Raw genomic sequence first — 23,661 nt, 5'->3', positions numbered from 1 at the left:
ATCAGGCGATCTCCCGGCCGATCGGGTTCGGGTTGGGCTGGATCTTCTTCACGTCGGGCCTGCCGGGTGCCTTCAGGAACACCGCGAGGACGGCGGAGGCGAGGCCGATACTGCCGGCGATCACGAACGCGCCCTCGTAGCCCCAGGCACCCACCACGAGGGCTCCCACACCGGAGCCGACCAGGCCCGATATGAGCTTGGAGCTGTAGACCATGCCGTAGTTCGAGGCATTGTTGTTCTCCCCGAAGTAGTCCGCCGTCATCGCCGCGAACAGCGGGAAGATCGCCCCGCCGCCGAAGCCGGAGACCATCGAGCAGAACAGGAAGAACGGCATGCTGCCCATCGTCCCGGAGACCAGCACACCGAACTGCGCGCTGCCGAGCACCAGACAGACGATGATCAGGGTGTTGCGGCGCCCGTACCGGTCGGAGATCCAGCCGATGACACCGCGCCCCGTGCCGTTCACGATCGCCTTGAGGGACATCGCCGTGGCCACTATCCCGCCCGCGAAGCCCATGTCCTTGCCGAAGGGCACCTGGAACGCTATGCCGAAGATGTTGATGCCCGCCGTGCAGAGCAGGCAGAACCACATCATCCACAGCACGGGTGTACGGGCCGCCTCGCGCGGTGTGTACTGCTTCACCGCCGGCGGGTTCTTCGCCAGCGCGCGCCGGATCCTCGGGTCGTCGGAGACCTTCAGCGGATCGGCGCCCCGCGGCCACCAGTACTTCGGCGGGTCCTTGAAGAACCAGCCGGCGACCGCGACGACGAGGCAGCAGACCACACCGACGAAGACCAGCACACCCTGGTAGTTGCTCAGGTCCATGTACGAGGTGAAGAGGAAGACGAACGGCACCGAGCCGTAGGCGAAACCGCCGTTGACGAGGCCGGTCTTGCCTCCCTTGCGCTCGGGGTACCACTTGCCGACCATGTTGACGCAGGTCGCGTAGACCAGACCGGCGCCGATCCCGCTGAACATGCCGAAGCCGAAGTACGCCACGATCACGTGCGGGGCGTACGCCAGGGACAGATAGCCCAGCAACGTCCCCAGCGCGCCCAGCATCATGGCGTAGCGGGCGGGCAGCCTGCCGCTCTCCCTGAGCTGCCCGGCCGGGAAGGCGACGGCCGCCTGGAAGAAGACCCAGACGCCCATCAGCCAGAAGATGTGCCCGCTGCTCCACAGATGGGCCTGGTGCAGCGTGTCCTCCGCGGAGGTGAACGCGTACTCCGACGAACTGATGCCGAGCATGCCCATCCACGGGAAGAGCACCATGGTCCATCGGGGCCGGCCCATGATGTCCCGGTCGCTCTCACCGATCCGGTACACGCGTCCGTTGCGGTCCGTCACCTCTTGGTAGGGGACGGAGCTGCTGAGTTGAGTGGTTGTCGTTTTCATGATGGTTTCTCGCACCCCTTGCATCGAAAGAACTGGCCAGCGCCCCCTGTCCAAAACCTTCGTGCCGTGCCCGGGTGAGGTCAGGTCATGAACCGCCTCCCAACAGCCCCGCCGCCCGCGCCCACCGGGCGGCGGCATATCCGGGGGGCAACCCCCGGACCCCTGGCCGGTGATGGCTGCCGTCGGTACATCACAGCAGCCCCGCCGCCCGCGCCCACCGGTATTTGGCGCCGAGCACCGCGACCGGCTGCTCCGTCGTGTACGGGTACGCCACCACCCCGTGGTCGAAGAGGTACTGGCACGCCCCCTCGACCTCCACGTCGCCCGCGAGGGAGGCCACCACCGGCTTGTGGATGCCCCGCTCCCGGAACTCCGCCACGACCCGCGCCGTGAGTTCGGCGAAGACCATCGGCGGGGTGACGATCGTGTGCCAGTACCCGAGGACCAGCGCGTGGATCCGCGGGTCCTCCAGACCCAGCCGGATCGTCGCCTCGTACGTGGACGGCGGTTCGCCGCCGGTGATGTCCACCGGGTTGCCGGCCGCGCCGAACGGCGGGATGAACGCGCGGAACGCCTCGTCCAGATCCGGCGGGATCTCCATCAGGGAGAGCCCGTTGTCGACGATGGCGTCGGAGAGGAGCACCCCCGAGCCGCCCGCGCCCGTGATGATGACGACGTTGTCACCGCGCGGAGTGGGGAGCACGGGCAGCGCCCGCGCGTACTCCAGCATCTCGCTCAGCCCCGGTGCTCTGATGACCCCGGCCTGGCGCAGGATGTCGTCGTACACCGCGTCGTCCCCGGCGAGCGCGCCGGTGTGCGAGCCCGCCGCCTTCGCGCCGGCCGCCGTGCGTCCGGCCTTCAGGACGACGACCGGCTTCTTCGGTACGGTGGCCCGCGCCGCCGACACGAAGGCGCGGCCGTCCTTGAGGTCCTCCAGGTGCATCGCGATGCACTCGGTGTGCGGGTCCTCGCCGAACCAGGTGAGCAGGTCGTCCTCGTCCAGGTCGGACTTGTTGCCGAGTCCGACGATCGCCGAGACCCCCGTCTTCGTGGACCGCGCGAAGCCGAGGATGGCCATCCCGATCCCACCGGACTGCGAGGTCAGCGCCACGCCGCCCTTGACGTCGTACGGGGTGCAGAAGGTGGCGCAGAGGTCCTGCCAGGTGGAGTAGTAGCCGTAGATGTTCGGCCCCAGCAGCCGGACGCCGTGCTCCTCGGCGATGGCCACGATCCGTTCCTGGAGCTCGTGTTCGCCGGTCTCGGCGAAGCCGGACGGGATCAGCACGGCGTTCGGGATGCCCTTGCGGCCGACCTCCTCCAGCGCGGCGGGCACGAACTTCGCGGGAATCGCGAAGACCGCCACGTCGGGCTCACCCGGAACGTCCATCACGCTCTTGTACGCCTTGCGGCCGAGAATGTCATCGGCTTTGGGGTTCACCGGATGGATGTCGCCGGGGAAACCCCCGTCGATCAGGTTCCGCATGACCGAATTACCGATCTTGCCCTGCTCGTTGGAGGCTCCGATCACCGCCACGGAGGTGGGCTTCATCAGCCGCCGCATCGAGGCGAGGATCTCCTCACGGCCGTAACTCCGCCGCGCGGGTGGCCGTTCGGCGTCGAGCAGGATCCGTACGTCGGCGGCCATCACCCCGTTCGCCGACGCGAACACCGGGTTGAGGTCGACCTCGGCGATCTCCGGGAAGTCGGCGGCGAGCCGTGACACCTTGACGATCAGCCCGGCCAGGGCGTCCCGGTCGACGGGCGCCGCGCCGCGCACCCCGCGCAGGATCTCCGCCGCGCGGATCCCGTCGAGCATCGACAGCGCGTCGTCCGTGGAGGCGGGGGCGAGCCGGAAGGTGACGTCCTTGAGGACCTCCACCAGCACCCCGCCGAGTCCGAACGCCACGATCTTCCCGAAGGTCGGGTCGGTGACGGTGCCGATCAGGACCTCGGTCCCCTCGGGCACCATCTGCTGGATCTGCACGCCCAGGATCCGCGCGTCCGGGTCGTACGCACGGGCGTTGGTGACGATCGCGGTGAACGCGCCCCGCACCTCGGCGGCGGAGGCCAGCCCGATCCGTACGCCGCCCGCGTCCGTCTTGTGCAGGATCTCCGGGGAGACGATCTTCATCGCCACCGGGAAGCCGATCCGGTCGGCCAGCGCCACCGCCTCGTCGGCGCTCTCGGCGAGCGCCTCGGCCGGGGTGGGGATGCCGTACGCGTCCGTGACGGCCTTGCCCTCGGGCGCGGTGAGCGCGGTGCGGCCCTCGGCGAGCGCCGCGTCCAGCAGCGCCCGTACGGTCGTCCTGCTCTCTTCGTTGCTGTCCACCGCTAGATGACTCCGTCCGTCTTGAGAAGCCGCAGTTCCTCGTCGCCCAGGCCCAGTTCGCCCACGTACACCTCCGCGTTGTGCTCACCGAGCAGCGGCGAGGTGAACACGTCCACGGGGGAGTCGGAGAGCTTCAGCGGGCTGCCGACCGTGGTGAACGAGCCGCGCTGGGGGTGGGGGACCTCGACGACCATCTCGTTGGCCGCGAGCGAGGCGTCCTCGATGATCTCCTTGGTGGAGAGGATCGGGCCGCACGGGATGTTGTGGGCGTTGAGCCGCTCCAGCACCTCCCACTTGGGCAGGGTCGCCGTCCACTCCTCTATGAGCTGGAACATCTTGCCGAGCTTCGGCAGCCGCGCCTCGGGCGTCGCCCACTCGGGGTCGTCCGCCAGCTCGGGCCGGCCCATCAGCTCGGTGACCGGCCGCCATCCGACCGGCTGCACGATCACGTACACGTAGTCGTTGGGGCCGCCCGGCGCGCACTTGACGGCCCAGCCGGGCTGTCCGCCGCCGCTCGCGTTGCCGCTGCGGGGCACCTCGTCGCCGAAGTCGTCGTTCGGGTACTCGGCGAGCGGGCCGTGGGCGAGCCGCTGCTGGTCACGGAGTTTCACCCGGCAGAGGTTGAGCACGGCGTGCTGCATCGCCACGTTGACGCGCTGCCCGCGCCCGGTGTGCTCGCGCTGGAAGAGCGCGGCGAGTATCCCGGCGACCGCGTGGATGCCGGTGCCGGAGTCGCCGATCTGCGCGCCGGTGGCGAGCGGCGGGCCGTCCTCGAAGCCGGTCGTGGACATCGAGCCGCCCATGGCCTGCGCGACCACCTCGTACGCCTTGAAGTTGGTGTACGGGCCCTCTCCGAACCCCTTGATGGAGGCGTAGACGATGCGGGGGTTGATCTCCTGGATGCGCTCCCAGGTGAACCCCATCCGGTCCACGGCTCCCGGGCCGAAGTTCTCCACCATCACGTCGGAGCGCCGGATGAGCTCCGTGAGGATCTCCTTGCCGCGCTCGGTCTTGGTGTTGAGGGTGATGGACCGCTTGTTGCAGTTGAGCATCGTGAAGTACAGCGAGTCGACGTCGGGCAGGTCGCGCAGCTGCTTGCGGGTGATGTCGCCGCTCGGCGCCTCCAGCTTCACCACGTCCGCGCCGAGCCAGCCGAGCAACTGGGTGGCCGAGGGCCCCGACTGGACGTGCGTCATGTCCAGGACGCGTACGCCCGAGAGCGCCTTCTGCGGGGTACCGGTGGGCGGGGTCTCAAGAGCCTGGGTCATGGGAGGGCTCCTTCACTTGTACATGGTCTGGTTCATGGTTCCGGGGGCGTACGCGTCGGGGTCGACCCAGACGTTGATCAGCGACGGCAGTCCCGACTCGCGGGCGCGCCGCAGCGCGGGCGCGATGTCCGCCGGGTCGCGGACCTCTTCGCCGTAACCGCCCAGCATCTGGGCGAACTTGTCGTAGTGGACGTCACCGAGGGTGTTGCCGACACGCTCGCGCTCGTCGCCGTACTTGGCCTTCTGGCCGTAACGGATCTGGTTCATCGAGGAGTTGTTGCCGACGATGCCGACGAACGGCAGGTTGTAGCGCACCAGCGTCTCGAAGTCCCAGCCGGTCAGCGAGAAGGCGCCGTCGCCGAAGAGCGCCACGACCTCCTTGTCGGGCCTGGCCTGCTTGGCGGCGAGCACGAAGGGGACCCCGACGCCGAGGGTGCCGAGCGGGCCCGGATCCATCCAGTGGCCGGGCGACTTGGGCTGGACGACCTGCCCGGAGAAGGTGACGATGTCGCCGCCGTCCCCGATGTAGATGGAGTCCTCGGTGAGGAACTCGTTGATCTCGCTGACCAGCCGGTACGGGTGGATGGGCGAGGCGTCCGAGCGCAGCTGCGGCAGCCGCTTCTCGACGGCGGTCTGCTCGGCGGCGCGCAGCTCGTCCAGCCATGCCTTCCGCTTCACGGAGCCTCCGTTGAGGCGCCCGCTCGCGGCCTGGGTGACGGAGGAGAGCACGAGTCCGGCGTCCCCGACGATGCCGAGGTCGATGTCCCGGTTCTTGCCGACCGTACGGTAGTCGAGGTCGATCTGGACGACGGTCGCGTCGGGCGAGAGCCGCTTGCCGTACCCCATGCGGAAGTCGAAGGGCGTCCCGACGATGATGATGAGGTCGGCGTTGGAGAAGGCGTAGCGCCGTGAGAGCTGGAAGTGGTGCGGGTCGCCGGGGGCCAGGGTGCCGCGTCCCGCCCCGTTCATGTACGCGGGGATGTTGAGCGTCCGCACCAGCTCGATCGCCGCGTCGGTGGCCCGGGTCGTCCAGACCTGGCTGCCGAGCAGGATGGCCGGCTTCTCGGCGTGCGTGAGCAGGTCGGCGAGCTTCTCGACGGCCTCGGGGTCGCCGGCCGAGCGGGTCGAGGCCCGGTACTGTCCGGCCGCGGGGACCCGGGCCTTCTCCACCGGCACCTTGGCGTCCAGCACATCGCGCGGGATTTCGAGGAAGGACGGCCCCGGGGCGCCGTGGTAGCACTCGCGGAACGCCATCGAGACCATGTCGGCCGCGCGGGCGGTGTCCGGCACGGTGGCGGCGAACTTGGTGATGGGGGTCATCATGTCGACATGGGGGAGGTCCTGGAGCGACCCCATCTTGTGCTGGGTGTGCGCCCCCTGACCGCCGATCAGCAGCATGGGCGACTCGGCGCGGAAGGCGTTGGCGACCCCGGTCACGGCGTCGGTCGTACCGGGCCCCGCGGTGACCACCGCGCACCCCGGCTTTCCGGTGATACGGGCGTAGCCGTCCGCGGCGTGGGCGGCCACCTGCTCGTGGCGTACGTCGACGACGTCGATGCCCTCGTCGACGCAGCCGTCGTAGATGTCGATGATGTGGCCGCCGCAGAGGGTGTAGATGACCTCGACACCCTCCGCTTTGAGTGCCTTGGCGACGAGATGACCACCGGAGATGAGTTCCTGGCTGTCGTCGGGCATGAGGAGGTCCCTGTCCCTTCGTAGTCCTTCGCCGGGTAGGGGCGAGCGCCCGCCCCGGTACATTGCATACAGTCGACGAATACTGTATGAAGCTTGTTATCCCGCATCCGGGCGGGTGGTGTCCAGGGGGCGTGCGCCACTTTTCGTCAAGGGGAAGCAAGGGGAGCAGCCATGGATCTGTACGAACACCAGGCAAGGGAACTCTTCGCGGAACACGGCATCGCCGTGCCGAAAGCCGAGGTGGCGGCCACGGCCAAGGACGCCGGGGCGGCCGCGCGGCGGCTCGGCGGGCGCGTGGTCGTCAAGGCGCAGGTGAAGACCGGAGGACGCGGCAAGGCGGGCGGGGTGAAGCTCGCCGCCGACCCGGCGGCGGCCGAACTGACCGCACGCCAGATACTCGGCATGGACATCAAGGGGCACACCGTCCGCACGGTGATGCTCGCCCAACCCGTCGCCATCGAGGCCGAGTTCTATGTGAGCTACGTCCTCGACCGGGCGGCCGGGACCTTCCTCGCCATCGCCTCGGCCGAGGGCGGCATGGAGATCGAGGAGGTCGCGGCGGTCCGCCCCGAGGCGGTGGCCCGGGTCCCCGTCGACCCGGCGGAGGGCGTCACCGAGGAGGTCGCCGCCCGGATCGCCTCGGCGGCCGGACTGCCCGGCGGGGTCGTCCCCGTACTGCGGGCGCTCTGGCAGGTGGTGGTCCGCGAGGATGCCCTGCTGGTCGAGGTGAACCCGTTGGTACGCACCACGGAAGGGCTCATTCTCGCCCTCGACGGCAAGGTCACCCTCGACGACAACGCCCTCTTCCGGCAGGCGCGTTGGGGTGAGGCGGAGACCGACCCCGGCGGCGACCCGCTGGAGGCGGAGGCGGCGGCCAAGGGGCTCAACTACGTCAAGCTCGACGGCGAGGTCGGCATCATCGGCAACGGCGCCGGCCTCGTCATGTCCACCCTCGACGTGGTGGCCGGCTGCGGCGCCCGCCCCGCCAACTTCCTCGACATCGGGGGAGGGGCGTCCGCCCAGGTGATGGCGGACGGGCTGTCCGTCATCCTCTCCGACCCGGCCGTGAAATCCGTCTTCGTCAATGTCTTCGGCGGCATCACCGCCTGCGACGCGGTCGCCGACGGCATCGTACGGGCCCTGGAATCAGTGACGTTGACCCGGCCGCTCGTGGTCCGCCTCGACGGCAACAGCGCGGCCCGCGGCCGGGCGATCCTCGCGGAACGCGCGCACCCGCTCGTACAGCAGGCCACCACCATGGACGGGGCGGCCCGGCAGGCCGCCGCGCTCGCGAACGCCGGATGAGGAGAGGAACACCATGGCCATCTTCCTGACCAAGGAGAGCAAGGTACTCGTCCAGGGCATGACCGGCGCCGAGGGCATGCGGCACACCCGGCGGATGCTCGCCGCGGGCACCACGGTCGTCGGCGGCGTCAACCCGCGCAAGGCGGGCGCCCGGATCGACCTCGACGGCGCCACCGTGCCCGTCTTCGGCTCCGTACGCGAGGGCATCGAGGCGACCGGCGCGGACGTCACCGTCGTCTTCGTGCCGCCGCAGTTCGCCCGGGCGGCCGTGACCGAGGCGGTGGACGCCGGGATCGGGCTCGCCGTCGTCATCACCGAGGGCATCCCCGTCCACGACGCCGTCACCTTCACCGCGTACGCCAGGCAGCGGTCCACCCGGATCATCGGCCCCAACTGCCCCGGCCTGATCAGCCCCGGGCAGTCCAACGCCGGGATCATCCCGGCCGACATCGCCACCAAGCCCGGCCGGATCGGCCTCGTGTCGAAGTCCGGCACCCTCACCTACCAACTCATGTACGAGCTGCGGGAGATCGGTTTCTCCTCGGCGGTCGGCATCGGCGGCGACCCCGTCGTCGGCACCAGCCATATCGACTGCCTCGCCGCCTTCGAGGACGACCCCGACACCGAACTCGTCGTCCTCATCGGAGAGATCGGCGGCGACGCCGAGGAACGCGCCGCCGCCTACGCCGCCGAGCGGGTGACCAAGCCGGTCATCGGCTACATCGCCGGGTTCACCGCGCCCGAGGGCAAGATCATGGGGCACGCGGGCGCGATCGTCTCCGGCTCCTCCGGTACGGCGGAGGGCAAGCGCAAGGCGCTGGAGGCGGCCGGCATCCGGGTCGGCTCGACCCCCTCGGAGACCGCGCGGCTGGTCCTGGACCACCTCGCGCCGTCACGCGGTGTCACCCATACTTGAGAGCGGGTGCGTGCCACCCGCACCACCGGCTTCCGGACCGCCGGCCGACGGTCCTGATCCGAGCCCGAACCGAGCCATGCACCTCCCGCCTCATCGGAGCGGAGACCCTCAATGGCACCCACCTCGCTGATCCTCAAACCCGGCACGGCCTGGTCGGACGCCTGGGAGCGCAGCCTCGCCGCCGCGCCCGAGGCCTTCCAGGACGACCGGGTACGCAACCTCTGGGCCGCCTCCTGGCGGTCCGACGGGCGGGCCCTGCCCGCCACCAGCCCCGTCGACGGGAGCCCGATCGCTGGCCCACCGCGGCTGGACGGCGACACCGCCCGGCAGGCGGTGCGCGCCGCGCTCGACGCGCACCGCGCCTGGCGCCACATCCCGCTGCCGGAGCGTGCCGCCCGGGTGAGCGCGACGCTCGACGCGCTCACCGCACACCGTGAACTGCTCGCCCTTCTCCTCGTCTGGGAGATCGGCAAGCCCTGGCGCCTCGCCCAGGCCGACGTCGACCGTGCGATCGACGGCGTGCGCTGGTACGTGGACGGAGCCGGGCCCATGCTGGCGGGCCGTACCCCGTTGCCGGGGCCGGTCTCCAACATCGCGAGCTGGAACTACCCGATGTCCGTCCTCGTCCACGCACTGCTGGTGCAGGCGCTGGCCGGCAACGCGGTCATCGCCAAGACCCCCACCGACGGCGGCGTCGCCTGTCTCACCCTGGCCTGCGCGCTCGCCGCCCGCGAGGGCGTCCCCGTCACGCTGGTCAGCGGCAGCGGCGGCGAACTCTCCGAGGCGCTGGTGCGCGCGCCCGAGATCGGCTGCGTCTCCTTCGTCGGCGGTCGGGACACCGGCGCCGGGATCGCCACCGCGGTCGCCGACGTCGGCAAGCGCCATGTCCTCGAACAGGAGGGGCTCAACACCTGGGGTGTCTGGAACTGCACCGACTTCTCCGCCCTGACCGCCGTGATCCCCAAGCTCTTCGACTACGGGAAGCAGCGCTGCACGGCGTATCCGCGCTTCGTCGTCCAGCGCTCCCTCTTCGCGGACTTCCTCGCCGCGTACCTCCCCGCCGTACGCTCGATCCGCCTGGGCCACCCCCTCGCCGTCGAGTCCCCGGACGACCGGCCGCCGGAGCTGGACTTCGGGCCGCTCATCAACGCGGCCAAGGCGAAGGAACTGGCCGACCAGGTCACCGAGGCGATCGGCCGCGGCGCCGTACCGCTCCACCGGGGCGCTCTCGCGGACGCCCGCTTCCTCCCCGACCAGGACACCAGCGCGTATCTGGCCCCGGTCACCCTGCTCAATCCGCCCCCGTCCTCCCCGCTCCACCACGCGGAACCCTTCGGCCCGGTCGACACGATCGTCCTGGTCGACACGGAGGCGGAGCTGCTGGCCGCGATGAACGCCTCGAACGGCGCCCTCGTCGCGACCCTGTCCACCGACGACCCAGCGACGTACGCCCGGCTGGCACCCCAGATCCGGGCCTTCAAGACCGGCCACGGAAAGCCCCGCTCCCGGGGCGACCGCGACGAGCTGTTCGGCGGCTTCGGCCACTCCTGGCGCGGCGCCTTCGTCGGCGGCGAGCTGCTGGTCCACGCGGTCACGGACGGCCCGCCGGGCGAACGCCTGCCGGGCAACTTCCCCGACTACCACCTCATGCCGTAACCCCGGCGTCACCGCGTGCGCACACGTGGTGACGCCGGTGCGCGATCGGCCCCCGACCGGGCCGATCGCGCACCGCTGACCACCGGATATACGGGTGAGAGGCACTGTGAACCCCTGGTATCGTTGTTCTTGTCGCCGCGGGGAGATCGCCCAGATCACCGGATCGCCGCGGTTCGACCACTCGTCCGGGTGGCGGAATGGCAGACGCGCTAGCTTGAGGTGCTAGTGCCCTTTATCGGGCGTGGGGGTTCAAGTCCCCCCTCGGACACCAGGGGTATTTCACAGAATACCTTGGTTGGCTTCACGGAACTCCCAGCCCGGACTTGTCCGGGCTGGGAGTTCTTTTTGTGTTCGGGATCTTGTTCAGTGGAGGTGGGCTGACGAGCCTCGACGGCCGCTTTCTATCGGTTCGTCCTACTGACGTTCGCGGGATCGTCGGATTGCCCAAGCCGCTGGCACTCGGTTCTGGGTGTGCGGAGGCAGGGGGGATCCAGCATGGGATCGGGGGTGTTGGTGATGAGGGTTTGGGGAAAGTCAGCCGGGTGGTGCGCCGCTGAGGAGGGCGTCGAGGCTGGTTTCTCTGCGGCGGGCGCGCTTACGTGGCCCGGGCAGGGCTCGTTCGGTCGTCTCTTCACCGGCCGGGCCTGCCCACGGGTCGGGCTGGTCGCGTTTGGTGTGCCAGGCGCGCAGGAGGATGTGGTTGAGGCCGGCGAGGGCGAAGGCAATGAGGACGCTGTTCTTGGTGGTGCCGAAGACGCGGGTGAAGCCACGGTCCATGTGGAGGCGGTGGGTCTTGATCTCGGCGTTGCCTGATTCGACGGCGGCGCGGCGTCCGTAGTCGGTGGCCCAGGCGGTGGTGCCCCAGACGGTGCGCTGGCGCGTCCAGGCCATGATGTCCGGGCCCAGGGTGACGGTCTTGCCGCATGCGCAGTCGGTGCCGGGGCGGCAGCCGGTGGTGGGGCGGGTGTGGGGAAGGCGCAGGGAGCGGGGGTGGTTGGGGCAGCGCAGGTGTCCGGCGAGGGCGGGGCCTTTGAAGCGCTGGTAGCCGTCGGTGTCGGGGCGGCTGTGCGGGGTGAAGGCGTAGGCGGCGCGGTGGTCGTAGCGGGCGCGGAGTTTGGTCTTCTCGTCGGTGCGCATGCCGATGGGGAAGCCGGGCAGGTCGCGCAGCGGGTGCGGGAGGGCGTCGGTGAACAGGGTGCCGTCGATGATGACGGTCCCGGCGAGGGGGCCGGGGTGGGTTCCGCGCTGCTGGGGGTGGAGGTCGATGACCGGCTCCAGGCCGCGCGTGCGGACGGGGTAGGCCCAGCGGGTGGGAGTGCAGTAGGTGTAGCCGCGGTCGGCGATGACCTCGCTGGTGTGCGGGCGGCGGGCGAGGTGCTGGTCGATCAGGGCGATACCGGCCTCGCCCTTGTGGGAGCCGGCGGGCGCGAGGTGCATCGCGGTGATGACGAACGGTACCTCGGGTGCGCCCAGGGCGCGGGCGTTGACGCCGAGGTGGAGGTCGTGGCCGCAGAACACGTTGCCGGGTGCGGCGTTGGTCCCGGAGCGGTAGCCCTCGCGGGCCTGCGGGTCGACGGTGTGCATCAGGCGGCCGTCGGCGCCGGTGCGGGGCCAGCCGGGCTCGTTGGGCGGGCGCTTGCGACGCGGCGGCGGTGTGTCCTTGACCGGTACCTGGTCGGGGTCGACGTCGGGTTTGGGGGTCCAGGCGCGGCGTCGGGCCCAGGTCTCGTAGTCGGTGGAGTCGATCGCCATCACCCCGGTGAGCGGAAAGCTCTCGGGAAGGGACGCGTCCAGGAGTCGCCCGGCGAACTCGCCGATGCTGACCGGCATGTGGGGGCAGCTGCCTGGGCAGGGCGCGGAAGGTTCCCCGGCCCGTGGCGGCTGTTGGGGGTGGTTGTGGGGCGTGGCGAGGGTGCCGGTTTCGAGGGCGCGGATGAGGAAGGTGTAGGCGTGCCAGAGCATCCGGTAGGTGGCCTCGCCGGTGAGGCCGAGATCGCGGAGGGCGGCGGGTGGGAGGCCGGCGATGGTGTCGAGGACCCGGGTGAGGTGCATCTCCTCCAGCCGCAGCGCGTGCACGGCGAGCCCGGTGAGCAGCGCACGGGCGGTGAACTCCCTGGGTGCGCCGACCTGGTGGTGGAGGGCGGCCTCGACGGCGGGGAGAAGGCCGCTGCGGTCGACCAGCAGCTGGGCGCGGCGCAGGGTCTGGGCCGGGGTGATGCGCCGGGCGAGCCCGGTGAGGTGCAGCGGGACGAGGGTGCGGCCCGCTGTGTCGCTCACCCGTCCGCCCGGGGCGGGGTGGTGAGGGCCTGGGCGAGGGTGTGGTGCGCGTCGGGTTCGGGCAGGCGGGGCAGGTGCGGGAGGAGGCCGATGAGGGTGCCGGTGCTGGCCAGACCGGCGGCGGCGAGGAGTTCCGGCAGGGGCACGCGGGCGGCGAGGAGGGTGAGCAGCCAGGTGGTCCGCAGGGAGGCGGCGGTCAGTTGCGGAAGCCGGGCGGGGACTTCGACGCGCGCGAGGAGTTGGTTGAGGCGGTTCTTGCTGGCGTCGTTGGACGGGCCGATCAAGGGCTCACCGGGGTACCGGTCGGCGAGGGTGCTCACGAGAGGCGTGTACGCGGCCAGGACGGGAATCGTGCGTGCTCTCGCGCCGGTGACGTTCAGAACGGTCACGCCGTCGTCGGTACGGGTGACTTGGCGGCCGGTGATGGTGAGGTGTTCGCCGGGCATCAGTCCGGCGCCCAGGCCCCCGGCGAGAAGCCCGAACGCGACCCTCGTGCGCAGCAGGGTCGACTGCTGCCCGGCTGCTTCCAGGTATCCGGCGACCTGTTCGGTGGTGTAAGGGGTGGCGAGGCGGTTGCGTGACATGGAGGTCTTCTGAGGCGGCCAGGGGGCCCGGCGGGTGATCGCCCGGCCGATCGTGGAGAGGCCGGAGCGATGGGTGCGCCGTGAGGAGGGCTGCAGGGCGTCCATGCCGGTCAGGGCGTACCGCTCGACAGTGTCAGGGGTGAACAGGACTTCGCGGTCCAGGGGCAGGTACTCCTCCAGGGCCCAGTCGCAGAACCGGGCGACCGTGGACATGCGCGCCACCGCCGCCCAGACGGAATCGGGCTCGGAGCCGGCGACACAGGCGCGGACGAACGGCGCGATCAGCGTCCAGGTGGCGGGCGCAACCCTCTTCGGGGCGTAGAGGGCGATGGCGGTCGGCACGTCGGTCACGACGGCACCACCCATGACCAGCTCACGCGGCACAGCAGACTCCCCCCGAACAGCAGTGGTCTTACAAGACCACTCTTCCAGGTGAAGTAAGGATTCGCACAGACATTCGAGAAAGGGGGGTGTCGGGGGCGTCCCGCTACGGTGGGGGCGTGCCGCGCAGCCATGGAGACGACGCCCCCGCCAGCTACCTGGCCGAAGGAGTATGGCCCGATGGTCGGTTGCGTGAGGGCGCGCCGGTCAGCGCGGTGTACGCGCAGGCGTTCGCCCGCCGCCTGCGTGCGGTGATCGGCGAGATGGGCCTGAACCCGTTCGCGGTCGAACGGATCACCGGGGTCAGCCGCCGCACCGTCGAACGCACCCTGAAAGGCCAGGTGCTGCCCGACTTCGGCTCGGTGGCACGCCTGGAAACCGAACTCGGGGTGGATCTGTGGCCGCGCCGCGAGCACGGCAAAAAACACATCGGGGAATGACAGCAACTGCCTTCAACCGCCCCACACTCCAGAATGGAGTACACGATCGGGTGACGGATCACGGCATGCTGGAATTGCGTGTCTAGTGGGCTGTTAGGCTCCCCAGCAACGCGACGCGATCCGAAATTGGTTCTGGTGAGATGTCGTGGTTGTTGCGGCACCTCCGGGCGGCAATCCCGGAGGTGCCTGCTCAAGGGGTTACCCGCTCATGACCGTCTCCTCCTGCGGCGCGGATGTGGGTGCCGACCGGTAGGAGGCGGGGACTCCGGCGGATTCCTTGCGCCGCTCGAGCTCGCCTCCGCGGACCATTTCGGACAGGACACCGCGGAGTTGACGGTGATTGGCGACGCCGATGGCCTCGCTCAGTTCCTGGGCCGGCCACCAGCGGGAGGGGGCTCCCGACAGGAGAGTGAGGATCTGTACCCGTCGTGTCGGGCCGCTCCAACGGCCTTGGCCGCGGCCCCCGGGGGCGTTCGGGGAGCCGCCCCGGGGCTGGTCGCCGAGGCGGTCCTCGGCCCGGGAAGCCAGATCCTCGGCCTCTTCGTCGCGGGCAGGGCCACCCGGTGCGGGTCCGGCGTGTTCGCCACTCGGGTGGTCCGCGGAGGGGCGGGGGCCGGGGAGGGTCACTTTCTCCCACAGCGCGTTGCCGGCGACGACGCCTTCCAGCGTGGTGATCATGTGGTCGAGCGCCCGCCCGGTCTCATTCACCTCACGCTTCTTCTCCTGCATGAGGGCGAGGAGTTCTTCGGGGGAATAGTACTGCAGGGCATCAGTCAGGGAATTTGGAGCCACAAATGCAGACCCTAGGGGCCCGTGCCCGCATTCACCGCATGCGCGGGGCGATGATCACCCGCCCGGAGTAACCTGACGCACTCAGTCCGCTGTCATGTCAAAGGGACACTTGTCAGCAACCGGACGGCGATTCGGCCTGTGCCGCATTCTACGGCGCCGGAGAGGAACGAGAACCCGGGACACCCGCACGTACCGGAGGCTCGGGCATCGGGGGCACGGTGGCGTCTATGTCTGCGGGTGGTCCGCGCTCCGGGCCTGTTCCAGCAGTACGAGCAGTGCCTTGATGTCGCCGGGATACTCGACGGGCTTCTCGTCAGCGCCCGGTGGTTCGAAGCGGGCGAGGAAGTCGCCGAGCGCCTCGGGCGTGACGGCGAGGGCGTTCGCGTCGGCCCGAAGGTTCCGTTCGGTGAGGCGGCGCAGCAACTCGGTCCGGGTGGCGGGGAGGTGGATGAGGACAGGGAGGCCGCCCGCTCGGCGGGCGGCCTCCTTCCAGGTGTCGCGGTCCGTACGCCGCCACAGGCCGTGGTCGAGGACCACGTCGTGCCCGGCGCCCAGCTCCGCGGTGAACCGGTCACGGATGACGGTCAGGGCGGGGGCTTCGCGGGCGAAGTAGGTGTCCTCGGGGTAGTCGACGCCGTAGCGGCCGTGCAGGCGGTGGACTTCCTCGTCCACGGACAGCCGGGTGAACCCGCGCCCGGAGAGGGCGCGGGCGAGGGTGGTCTTCCCGGATCCGGTGAGGCCGGCGAGGAGAACCGCAAGGGGTGGCAGCGGCACGGTTGTTCAGTCCTTCGCCCAGGGTCGGTCGGTGAACCCGCTCATTGTCCCCCCAGCCACCGGCTGGTGGGGGCGGGCGGCTGCCAGGTGGTGTGGACGGCGCGTGCCTCGGCGGGCCAGCTGTAGGTCATCCGGTCCAGACTCACCCGCCGGAACGCGAGGCGCGGGTCCGACACGTCCACCCGGCCCTGATGGCGGTCCACATGGGTGAGGAACCGTCCCGCTTCCCCCCGCACGGCCGGGCTCTGCTCCCGCCACAGCCCGGCAGAGAAGTGATGGACCCGGCGCCGCAGATCCTCCAGTACCCCGGCCCGCCACTTGAAGTGGTGCACCGCGCACAGCCGGTCCGGATCCGGCTGGTGGCCGGGGGCGCGGTGGTTGCCGGAGCCGAGGGGGATCTCGGCGCGGGCGAGGACGATCTTGCGAGGGTCGCCGTGCAGGAGCCGGTGGGTGAGATGCCCGCCCAGCGGATAGGTGGCATCCAGATCCAGGCCGGAGCCCTGGCCGAAGGCGGTGAGGTGGCCGTTCGCCGCCACACGGTCGAGGAGGAGCCCGCCGACCACCTGCCGGCGCGTGCGTTCGGCCTGGACCACCACGTCGAGCAGCGGCGCCGGGTACTGCTGGAACTCGTCCGCGTCTGCGAACAGATGCCACCCCCGGCCGGCCTGCTGGCGCAGGGCGTCGCGGATGCGGGTATTGGTGTGCTCGTGCCACGGTCCGCCGCTGGTCCCGGACGGGGTGATGCCCGACCGGCGGCACACCGCCTGCAGCTCGTGCCGCAGCACGTTCGGGACGTGCTCGGGAAAGTGGAAGGCGAGGAGGAAGCGTTCCACCCCCAGCCGCCGGTAGTGCCCGATCCACGCGCCGAACAACGCCGGCTCCACCGGCCCGATGACAGCGATCAGCGTCGGCGTCAGCATCCCGGGCCCCCCATCCCGGACGTGTTGAGGTCGAGGGCTCTGGCGGTGCGGGTGAGGAAAGCGGCATGCTCGGCCGCGTCCCACATGTCCAGCGCCTTCGGCGCCCCGGGCCCCGGCAGGTCGAACGGGCGGTGCACCAGATCCGTAAGGACCCGGGCGAGGGCGGCCGGGTCGCCGGCGGGGAAGATCCGGGCCCACGGCTGGTCTTTCAGCTGCGCGGTGAGGTGCGGGTCGTGGTCGGAGACGATCAGCGGGACGCCGTAGCGGGCGGTGTCCATCACCAGCCCGGACTCCTTCCCCGCCCCCTCGTGGCGGGCGACCAGGGCCGCGTCCGCGGCGGCGTAGACCAGCCGCAGGACGGGCTCGCTCAACGGGCCCGGCTCGGTGTGGAGCCGGACGTTCGGAAGGTTCTTCCAGCGGGCAAGAACCTCATGGTCCAGCGGGTGGCCGGTGACGATCACATTCAGCGGCTCCGTGAGCCGCGCGAGTGCCCGGTCGATGACGGTGATGTCCTTGTGCGGCCACCAGCCGCCGACCAGACACACCACCGTCTCCGCCGCCGGAATCGAGAACGCCTCCCGGCCTCCGTCCCGTTCCCCGTCGGTGAGGCGCAGCCCGTCATTAACGGCGAACACCCGTACCCCGCAGGTGAGTTGCGGAAAGCGGGCGATGAGCTCATCGCGGACAGCGGCGGTCGGGCACAGGACGGTCACCCGCCGCTCACCCCTCCGGGCGAGACGTCCGAGCAGACGTACCGGCCCGTCCTCGGCCGTGACCAGTTCGTGGACGAACCGCACATGCCCGAGACCGCCCAGCAGCGCGGCGGCACCGTGCAGAGCCTCGCTCGCACTCAGGATCACCACCTCGGCCGCCTCCGGACACCTGCGCCTCGCGGTCCGCAGCGCGGCGGCCTCCACCAGGCAGCGCGCGAGAAGGCTGATCTGGTGCGGGCTCCGCCGCACCGCGACCGGCCAGCGGTGGGAGCGAAGCGCGCGCCGGCCGGTGAAGGAGAGGCGGGCCAGGAGACCGGCGGCCCGCAGCATCACCCATGCGCGCACCCCCACCCCGCCGGTGACCAGCTGCGCGCCGGCCTCCCGCAGGGCGGCGGCCGTCTGCCGGGCGATGCCGTTCGGGGCGATCACCACGGTGCCCTGTCGGGCCCGGGCCAGCGCGAGGAGCGCGTGCTGATGGTGCCCGCCGAGCCGGTAGGCGTACGGCTCGATCAACACCAAGGACCCGGTGGCACCTTGGGAGTCCGGGGTGCTGTTCATGCCCTCATCCCTTCGGGTGTCCCGTGCACGGCGGTGAACCGAGCGCGAAGCCAGGCCGGGTCGTTGAGGTTCTCGAACGCCTTCCGGTCGGCGGCAGCCTGGCGGGCGAAGGCGACACCCTGCCACGCGCCCGAGGCCACGTACGGCGCGTACTCGCCCTCCCGGCCACCGGTCCAGGCCCGGATCCGCTCCGTGCTCCGCCCGGCGCTCATGCCGTACTCACTGCCGCGCGTGAGCATCGCGCACTCACGGAAAGCAGCCTTCCAGGCATGGAACGGGCTCTGGTTGAACCGCGTGACCCCGGCCGTCTCCCGCGCGAACTCCGTCCGCCCCGGCAGCGCGGCCAGCACATCCACCGCATTCCCCATCTGCCGCAGCGCGGTACGCCGCAGCAGCTTCAGACCGCCGTACCCGTACGCCTGGCCGGTGACCGGATTGACGGCCCGCCACACCCGCATCGACACCCCCTCACCCAGCGGCTCAACGGCGTTCGGGTTGAAGGCGGAGTGGACGTCGAAGTCGCCGTCGGCGAGGAAGAACTGCTCCGTGTCGACGACCTCGGCGCACAGGCGGTAGGCGCGGCGCATGCCGTGCACGCCGTGCAGGCGCTTGACCGGTGCGCCGAGCGCGCGCTCGAAGCGGGTGTGGAGGCGGTGGGCGAAGGGTTCGTCGTAGGAGAGGAACACCGCGTCGAAGCCGCTCACGCGATCGCCTCCAAATAGGAAGCCGCCACGGTCTTGGCCGTGAGGCAGGCGGTGGAGGCGAACGCGCGCCCGGCGTGGAGGGTGTGGAAGGCGGCGTCGGTGGCCAGGCGTTCGGCCAGGGCGACGGCCTCGTCGGTGGTGGTGAAGCACAGGCCGGGGTCGATGTGTTCGGCGAACCAGCCCGTGCGCGGGGCGATGACCGGCAGGCCCATGCCCTGGCAGTCGACCACCGACATGGACCACGGGCAGCCCGGGCGGAACGGTGCGATGCCGAAGCGGGCACCGGCCAGCAGCTGCCGGTAGCGCACCCGGTCTCCCCGGTCGGACACCACCTGCACATGAGGCAGGGCTGCCAGCTGGTCGCGCATCCGCTCCGGGCTGTCGTCCAGGCCGGTGCGCTCGGCCCGCCGTGTACCGAAGAGGTCCATCACCCGTACCCGCACCACCCCGGCGGCGGTGAGCTCCCGGGCCAGGTCCACGAAGCGGGCGGTGCCGTAGTGCGCGTACAGCCGGTGGTTGTACACCCCGAGCGCCCCACCACCCGAATCACCGTCTGCGGGCACGGTGGCGGGGTCGCGGACCAGGCGCCCGTCGCGCGGCGGGGGCACCACCCGCAATTGGCCCGTCAGGTCAACCCCCGCCTGTGCGGCGGCCGTGGTCACCATGGTGGCGGCGACGGTGGAGTGAACCAGCACCCGGTCGCAGGCGGAGAGCCCGGCGGCGAACGCCAGCAGCACACTGCGCCCGAGCCCCGCGTCGTCCAGCGCCGGGTCCACCAGCACCCGGCCGCCGTCGTTGTCAGTGGGGGTGAAGGGCAGGTAGTGGCAGTACCCGGCCAGCAGCGCGGGTGATCCGGCTTCCAGCAGGGCCGCGCGCACTGCGGGGGCTTCCTCGATCTGGTTGGCCACCACCACATCCGGCTCCGAGGCGCGGATCATCGACACCAGTTCACCCACATCGTTGGAGAACCGGGCCCGGTACTTCGTGCCTGGCACCTCCGTCCGGTGGAATCCGGTCCGGGTGTCCCCGGCCGGTGCCGGGGCGGCGACCGTCACCTCCACGCCGGCGTCGGCAAGAGCCGGGGCCAGCAGGTCGGCGAAGATAAGGCCGGAGTCGGCGGACAGCCGGTCGGGGTTGGAGATGTTGAGCAGATACAGCACACGCATGATGTCCCTGCCTCCCATGTACGGCGGCCCGGGTCTCGGGGCGCCTGGTGAGACAGACAACCGGCATCACCCCGGTCGAGGTCAGGGGCGGCCACGGAGCGCGTACACGGTTTGCGCGGGGTGTAAGCGGCGTGCAAATACCCGTATTGTGGACGGTGTTGGCGGGACAGTTTGCCGCAGCACCGGCGGAAGGCAGCGGGCCGTGGCCCTTCACGACACCCACCCCATCTGGACCACCCCCGAGATGCGCGACGCCATAGCGTCCAGCAACCCGGGAGCCGTCGTGCGCCTGGCCCGCCGCGCCGCCGAACTCACCCAGACCCAGCTCGGCCAGGCGACCGGTTACACCGCCGCCTCCGTCTCCCGGATGGAACGCGGCAAGCAGCCCATGCGCGACATGCGCCTTCTGACGCGGATCGCCGACGTCCTGAACATCCCGCCCCAACTCCTCGGGCTCGCAGCCCGACACGCGATGTCACCAGGGACCGGGACGGTCCCCCGCCCGCACCCCGGTGGGACTAGGGTTGCCGCACGGGACGGACGAGACGTCTTCGGTGACGAGGGAGAGGGTGAGGACCCGGTGCGACGCCGTAATCTTCTGGCCGGCCTGGCCGCCACAACCGCCGGCACCGTCCTCGGCGGCGCCGACGCCTCCTCGGCGGCCTCCCGCCCGGCCCTGACCGGTCTGGAAGACCTCCTCCTGCACCGCGGCGGCGACCTCACCGGCACCCAGCCCACCCGCACTACGGTCACCGCGGCGGTGGACGCTTCCCGGCGGGACTTCGGGACCTGCCGCTACGACGCCCTGGCCCGCGCGCTGCCCTCCCGCATCGCCCTCGCCCAGGCGCTCGGGCGTGAACACCCTGACGGGCAGGGGGAATCCGCCACGGCGGTCGCCGAGCTCTACAGCATCGCGACCCGGCTGTGCATCAAACTCGGCGAGGACGGACTGGCCGCCGTCACCGCCGACCGGGCCCTGACCGCCGCCCTCGCAGAGGCCGGAGCACTGACCGTCGCCGAGGCCCACCGCATGGTCTCCAGTTCCTGGCGCCGCCAGGGCCACTACGCCCGCGCGACCGATGTCGCGGTGAGCGCCGCCCAGCACCTGGCCGCCGACCGCACCACCCCCGAACCGCAGCGCCTGTCGGTGCAGGGGAACCTGTATGCGACCGCCGCCTACACCGCCGCCAAGCAGGGCGACCGGCACACCGCGCGCGCCCTGATCAGCGAAGCGGAGGCCACCGCGAAGCGGCTGGGTGCGGACCAGTCACCGGCCGGGACGGCGTTCTTCGGCCCCAGCCAGGTCCTGCTGCACCAGATCAGCATCAGCCACCTTCTCGGTGACGCCGGAACGGCGATCGACCACGCCCGCCAGGTGAACACCGCGCGGTTGCCGACGGCGGAGCGTAGGGCCCGTTACTGGATCGACGTCGCCCGGTCCTTCGACCAGTGGAACAAGCCCGGAAACTGCTACCGGGCCCTTCTTGCCGCTGAGGAAGCCGCGCCGCAGGAAGTGCGCCGCGGCGCGGTCAAGACGATGACGGCCGGGCTGATGCGTCACGACCGGACTCTGCCCGGGGTGCGGTCCTTCGCCCACCGGGTCGGGGCACTCACCTGACGGATTTCCCGGTTTCTGCGACCATCTGCCCATGGTGGACAGCAGGGGTGGTTCGGCGCTGCGCACACTGGTCGGCGAGGTCGTCGCGGGGCTTGGCGGCCTGACGCACCGCGAGCTGGGCCCGGCCTTCGAGGAGTTGGGCATGCCGCCGGTTCCCGAGGAGGCGGGGAGCAAGCGGCAGCGGATCGAGCTGAGTTTCGGTCAGGTGCCCGATGCTGAACTGCCGCAGCTCACCCGGCGCGTCCTGGAGCGCGGAGACCTGTGTGTGAGCGCGTCGGTACGGCATCGGATCGAGGATCTGCTGTGGGCTCGGGACGCACCGCCGGAGATCCCCAGGAAAGCCCGCCGTGAGCTGGCGCGTGCCCTTGACCTGCCGGAGCTGACTCAGCACGGTGACCGCTTCATGCGGCTCCTCGACCGCTTGTGGATCACCGGGGGACCGGAGCCGTCGCTTGGTGATCTGCTGAACGGGATGCGCCAGGTGACACTTGGTGACCTCGTCGAGCGGCACGTCTTCCGCAACCCGGGAGACTGGTCGGCGGAGGAACTCTTCGACCAGCTCGGGGCTTTCGAGGCCCCGGACGCCCGGTTCGCCCGCTTCCTGGAAGGCATCGTCTCGGGGACGTCCTCCTCGACGAGCACCTCCAGCGCCTGACGGCTGGCACGATCAACAGCCATCTCCGGCCTGGCGGCCTCGAGTTGCGGCAGACCGGCGATGACGGCGGCTACTCCGTGTTCACCGTGGTACCGACACGGCTGCCCGCCGGCCGGCGGCCGAAGAACATCATCTTCGCCACCCGCACCAAGCCGGACATCCGCTTCCGGTCCTCGGTCGACAACGACATCGAGATCGTCGCAGGCAATCGGGACGACATCCTCGTCTACGACCGGGAGATCCCTACCGGCGGCCTGCGCTGGCGCGATCTGCACGCCTGGTGGCAGGACACCCGCATGTTCGACAGCGAGGTCGAGGCCAGGAAGGATCTGTATCAGCGGCTCCTGAGGAGCCTGCCGGAGAACTCGGCCGGCCAGAGGAACCTCTTCCTCACCTACCACGAGATCTTCGCTCCCTCGGTCGACGTGCCGGCCCTGCTGCCCGAGGTATGGCTTCACTGGGACCACAAAACGGTTCACCAGCGCGGCCCGGAAGCGCTGCTGCGCTCCCGCATGGACTTCCTCCTGCTGCTGCCCCACGGACAGCGGGTCGTGCTGGAGGTCGACGGATCACAGCACTTCACCCGCGACTGCGGCCGTACCCCTGATACCGCCAAGTACGCGGCAATGGTCGGCGCCGACAGGGATCTCAAGCTGCGGGAGTACGAGGTGTTCCGCTTCGGCCACGATGAACTCAAACTGGTCGATGACGCCCGGACCCTGCTGCAGCAGTTCCTGCCGGATCTGTTTCGCCGCTTCAGGGTGAACAGCAGTTGACACTGCCGAAGCAGGAGCTCGCGGAGGTCTCCGTCGTCCGACGTACGTTGACCGACTGCTGTCAGGCAGGCAGGGGTGGTGGGTCCCCGACCGGTGATCTTCTCGTGTATCGGAGCTTGCTCGAACCGCCGTACGCCGAGCGAAGGAGCTGGCGTTCCCGCGAAAGGCGGGTGCAGAAGCAGTTGCCGGGCGCACGAGTGAGAAAGCCCATGCTGGAGCGCAGCAATGCCTCCGGGCCGCACTGCTGAACGGTTCTGTGGTCCCAGTGGAGCCATACCTCAGGCAGGGGGGCGGGGTCCGGGGGGGGAAAGGGCCGAGGATCTGGTTGCGGTGTGTCCTGTGCCCGACAGCGTCTTCGAGCTGATGGCGTATCGACGGACCCACCCGAGGTGTCCCAGCTCCAGGACGCGCCGCGTGAGTTGTGGAATACCTCCAGTGTGCCTGAGCAGCGCGGACCGGAGCCGGAGGCTCCTGACCGGAGGGCATCGACCTGGAGCTCACCGAGAGCTTCGGACTTCAGACGTTGCCTGGTAGCCGCGCCGACGAACCTCGCCCCTCCCATGGGCGATGCCACCCTTCCGAGGAAGGCCGTGGCGAGGTGTCAGTGCCGCGTGGTGCACTGGGCTGTCCAGGCAGTAAGTCTTAGTACTCCAGTCTGACTTCGCGATCTTGAGTCGGGCCCGGCTGGGAACGGGTACGGCCACCGCGTGATCATCGGGGGTTGTGTGGACTCCTGAA

At 70.5% G+C, this 23,661-nt stretch carries 19 protein-coding genes and 1 tRNA gene; 8 read left to right on the top strand and 12 right to left on the bottom strand.

What is annotated here, in order from left to right; all coding sequences use genetic code 11:
• Position 1 precedes the first annotated feature (1 nt).
• The 4 genes from AB0P17_RS08645 to AB0P17_RS08630 all read right to left on the bottom strand — a co-directional run bounded on the left by AB0P17_RS08645 (position 2) and on the right by AB0P17_RS08630 (position 6,688).
• The gene (locus AB0P17_RS08645; RefSeq protein ID WP_365808868.1) at positions 2-1,396 is read right to left on the bottom strand and encodes an OFA family MFS transporter; all 1,395 of its coding nucleotides are present in this window, start codon (positions 1,394-1,396) and stop codon (positions 2-4) included.
• Between the two features lie 190 nt (positions 1,397-1,586).
• A complete protein-coding gene (locus AB0P17_RS08640) occupies positions 1,587-3,725 on the bottom strand; it encodes an acetate--CoA ligase family protein (RefSeq protein ID WP_365808866.1) in 2,139 nt (712 codons plus the stop codon).
• Positions 3,726-3,727: 2 nt separating this feature from the next.
• The gene (gene frc / locus AB0P17_RS08635; protein WP_365808864.1) at positions 3,728-4,993 is read right to left on the bottom strand and encodes a formyl-CoA transferase; all 1,266 of its coding nucleotides are present in this window, start codon (positions 4,991-4,993) and stop codon (positions 3,728-3,730) included.
• Positions 4,994-5,005: 12 nt separating this feature from the next.
• Positions 5,006-6,688, bottom strand: coding sequence for a thiamine pyrophosphate-binding protein (locus AB0P17_RS08630; RefSeq protein ID WP_365808862.1), 1,683 nt, complete (start codon positions 6,686-6,688; stop codon positions 5,006-5,008).
• Between the two features lie 171 nt (positions 6,689-6,859).
• Between AB0P17_RS08630 and sucC the strand changes: the two genes are divergently transcribed.
• From sucC to AB0P17_RS08610, 4 genes are all read left to right on the top strand, one after another.
• Positions 6,860-7,993, top strand: coding sequence for an ADP-forming succinate--CoA ligase subunit beta (sucC, locus tag AB0P17_RS08625; RefSeq protein WP_365808860.1), 1,134 nt, complete (start codon positions 6,860-6,862; stop codon positions 7,991-7,993).
• 13 nt (positions 7,994-8,006) lie between these two features.
• Entirely contained in the window at positions 8,007-8,909 is a 903-nt protein-coding gene (gene sucD, locus AB0P17_RS08620; protein ID WP_365808858.1) for a succinate--CoA ligase subunit alpha, read from the top strand.
• Between the two features lie 111 nt (positions 8,910-9,020).
• Entirely contained in the window at positions 9,021-10,565 is a 1,545-nt protein-coding gene (locus tag AB0P17_RS08615) for an aldehyde dehydrogenase family protein (protein ID WP_365808857.1), read from the top strand.
• A 183-nt stretch (positions 10,566-10,748) separates the two neighbouring features.
• Positions 10,749-10,836: transfer RNA gene (locus tag AB0P17_RS08610), tRNA-Leu, on the top strand.
• A 263-nt stretch (positions 10,837-11,099) separates the two neighbouring features.
• On the opposite strand, the gene AB0P17_RS08605 is transcribed toward AB0P17_RS08610, so the two are convergent.
• Both AB0P17_RS08605 and AB0P17_RS08600 read right to left on the bottom strand, forming a co-directional pair.
• Positions 11,100-12,842, bottom strand: a complete 1,743-nt coding sequence (locus AB0P17_RS08605; RefSeq protein WP_365808855.1) for a hypothetical protein — start codon at positions 12,840-12,842, stop codon at positions 11,100-11,102.
• Positions 12,839-13,810: a hypothetical protein gene (locus AB0P17_RS08600; RefSeq protein WP_365808853.1), complete on the bottom strand. Its 972-nt coding sequence runs from the start codon at positions 13,808-13,810 to the stop codon at positions 12,839-12,841. The genes AB0P17_RS08605 and AB0P17_RS08600 overlap by 4 nt, the downstream gene beginning before the upstream one ends.
• A 116-nt stretch (positions 13,811-13,926) precedes the next feature.
• Here AB0P17_RS08600 and AB0P17_RS08595 point away from each other — a divergent pair, with 116 nt between their 5' ends.
• Positions 13,927-14,247, top strand: a complete 321-nt coding sequence (locus AB0P17_RS08595; RefSeq protein WP_365808851.1) for a transcriptional regulator — start codon at positions 13,927-13,929, stop codon at positions 14,245-14,247.
• 198 nt (positions 14,248-14,445) lie between these two features.
• Here AB0P17_RS08595 and AB0P17_RS08590 read toward each other — a convergent pair whose 3' ends face one another.
• The 6 genes from AB0P17_RS08590 to AB0P17_RS08565 form a co-directional block, all read right to left on the bottom strand.
• Positions 14,446-14,955 carry a hypothetical protein gene (locus AB0P17_RS08590; RefSeq protein ID WP_365808850.1) on the bottom strand — a complete coding sequence of 170 codons (510 nt, stop codon included), beginning with the start codon at positions 14,953-14,955 and terminating at the stop codon, positions 14,446-14,448.
• Positions 14,956-15,264: 309 nt separating this feature from the next.
• Positions 15,265-15,813 carry an ATP-binding protein gene (locus tag AB0P17_RS08585; RefSeq protein WP_365808848.1) on the bottom strand — a complete coding sequence of 183 codons (549 nt, stop codon included), beginning with the start codon at positions 15,811-15,813 and terminating at the stop codon, positions 15,265-15,267.
• A 41-nt stretch (positions 15,814-15,854) separates the two neighbouring features.
• Positions 15,855-16,733: a hypothetical protein gene (locus AB0P17_RS08580; protein ID WP_365808846.1), complete on the bottom strand. Its 879-nt coding sequence runs from the start codon at positions 16,731-16,733 to the stop codon at positions 15,855-15,857.
• Complete coding sequence (locus tag AB0P17_RS08575) at positions 16,727-18,004, bottom strand: hypothetical protein (RefSeq protein WP_365808844.1); 1,278 nt, start codon at positions 18,002-18,004, stop codon at positions 16,727-16,729. The genes AB0P17_RS08580 and AB0P17_RS08575 overlap by 7 nt, the downstream gene beginning before the upstream one ends.
• Positions 18,001-18,708 (bottom strand): hypothetical protein, encoded by a 708-nt coding sequence (locus AB0P17_RS08570; RefSeq protein WP_365808843.1) that lies wholly within the window; start codon positions 18,706-18,708, stop codon positions 18,001-18,003. Before AB0P17_RS08570 ends, AB0P17_RS08575 begins: the two co-directional genes overlap by 4 nt.
• Positions 18,705-19,874: a glycosyltransferase gene (locus AB0P17_RS08565; protein ID WP_365808841.1), complete on the bottom strand. Its 1,170-nt coding sequence runs from the start codon at positions 19,872-19,874 to the stop codon at positions 18,705-18,707. Before AB0P17_RS08565 ends, AB0P17_RS08570 begins: the two co-directional genes overlap by 4 nt.
• A 202-nt stretch (positions 19,875-20,076) precedes the next feature.
• Here AB0P17_RS08565 and AB0P17_RS08560 point away from each other — a divergent pair, with 202 nt between their 5' ends.
• The 3 genes from AB0P17_RS08560 to AB0P17_RS08550 are packed head-to-tail and all read left to right on the top strand — an operon-like array spanning position 20,077 to position 22,923.
• Positions 20,077-21,492, top strand: a complete 1,416-nt coding sequence (locus tag AB0P17_RS08560; RefSeq protein WP_365808839.1) for a helix-turn-helix transcriptional regulator — start codon at positions 20,077-20,079, stop codon at positions 21,490-21,492.
• A 31-nt stretch (positions 21,493-21,523) separates the two neighbouring features.
• Positions 21,524-22,147, top strand: a complete 624-nt coding sequence (locus AB0P17_RS08555; RefSeq protein WP_365808837.1) for a hypothetical protein — start codon at positions 21,524-21,526, stop codon at positions 22,145-22,147.
• The gene (locus AB0P17_RS08550) at positions 22,144-22,923 is read left to right on the top strand and encodes a hypothetical protein (RefSeq protein WP_365809118.1); all 780 of its coding nucleotides are present in this window, start codon (positions 22,144-22,146) and stop codon (positions 22,921-22,923) included. The genes AB0P17_RS08555 and AB0P17_RS08550 overlap by 4 nt, the downstream gene beginning before the upstream one ends.
• The last annotated feature ends 738 nt before the right edge of the window (positions 22,924-23,661 follow it).

The sequence above is a fragment of the Streptomyces sp. NPDC088124 genome (assembly GCF_040685895.1).
In the GTDB taxonomy this organism is placed as follows: domain Bacteria; phylum Actinomycetota; class Actinomycetes; order Streptomycetales; family Streptomycetaceae; genus Streptomyces.
The sequence above is the reverse complement of the archived record's forward strand: the minus strand, read 5'-3'. Positions and strand labels throughout refer to the sequence as shown.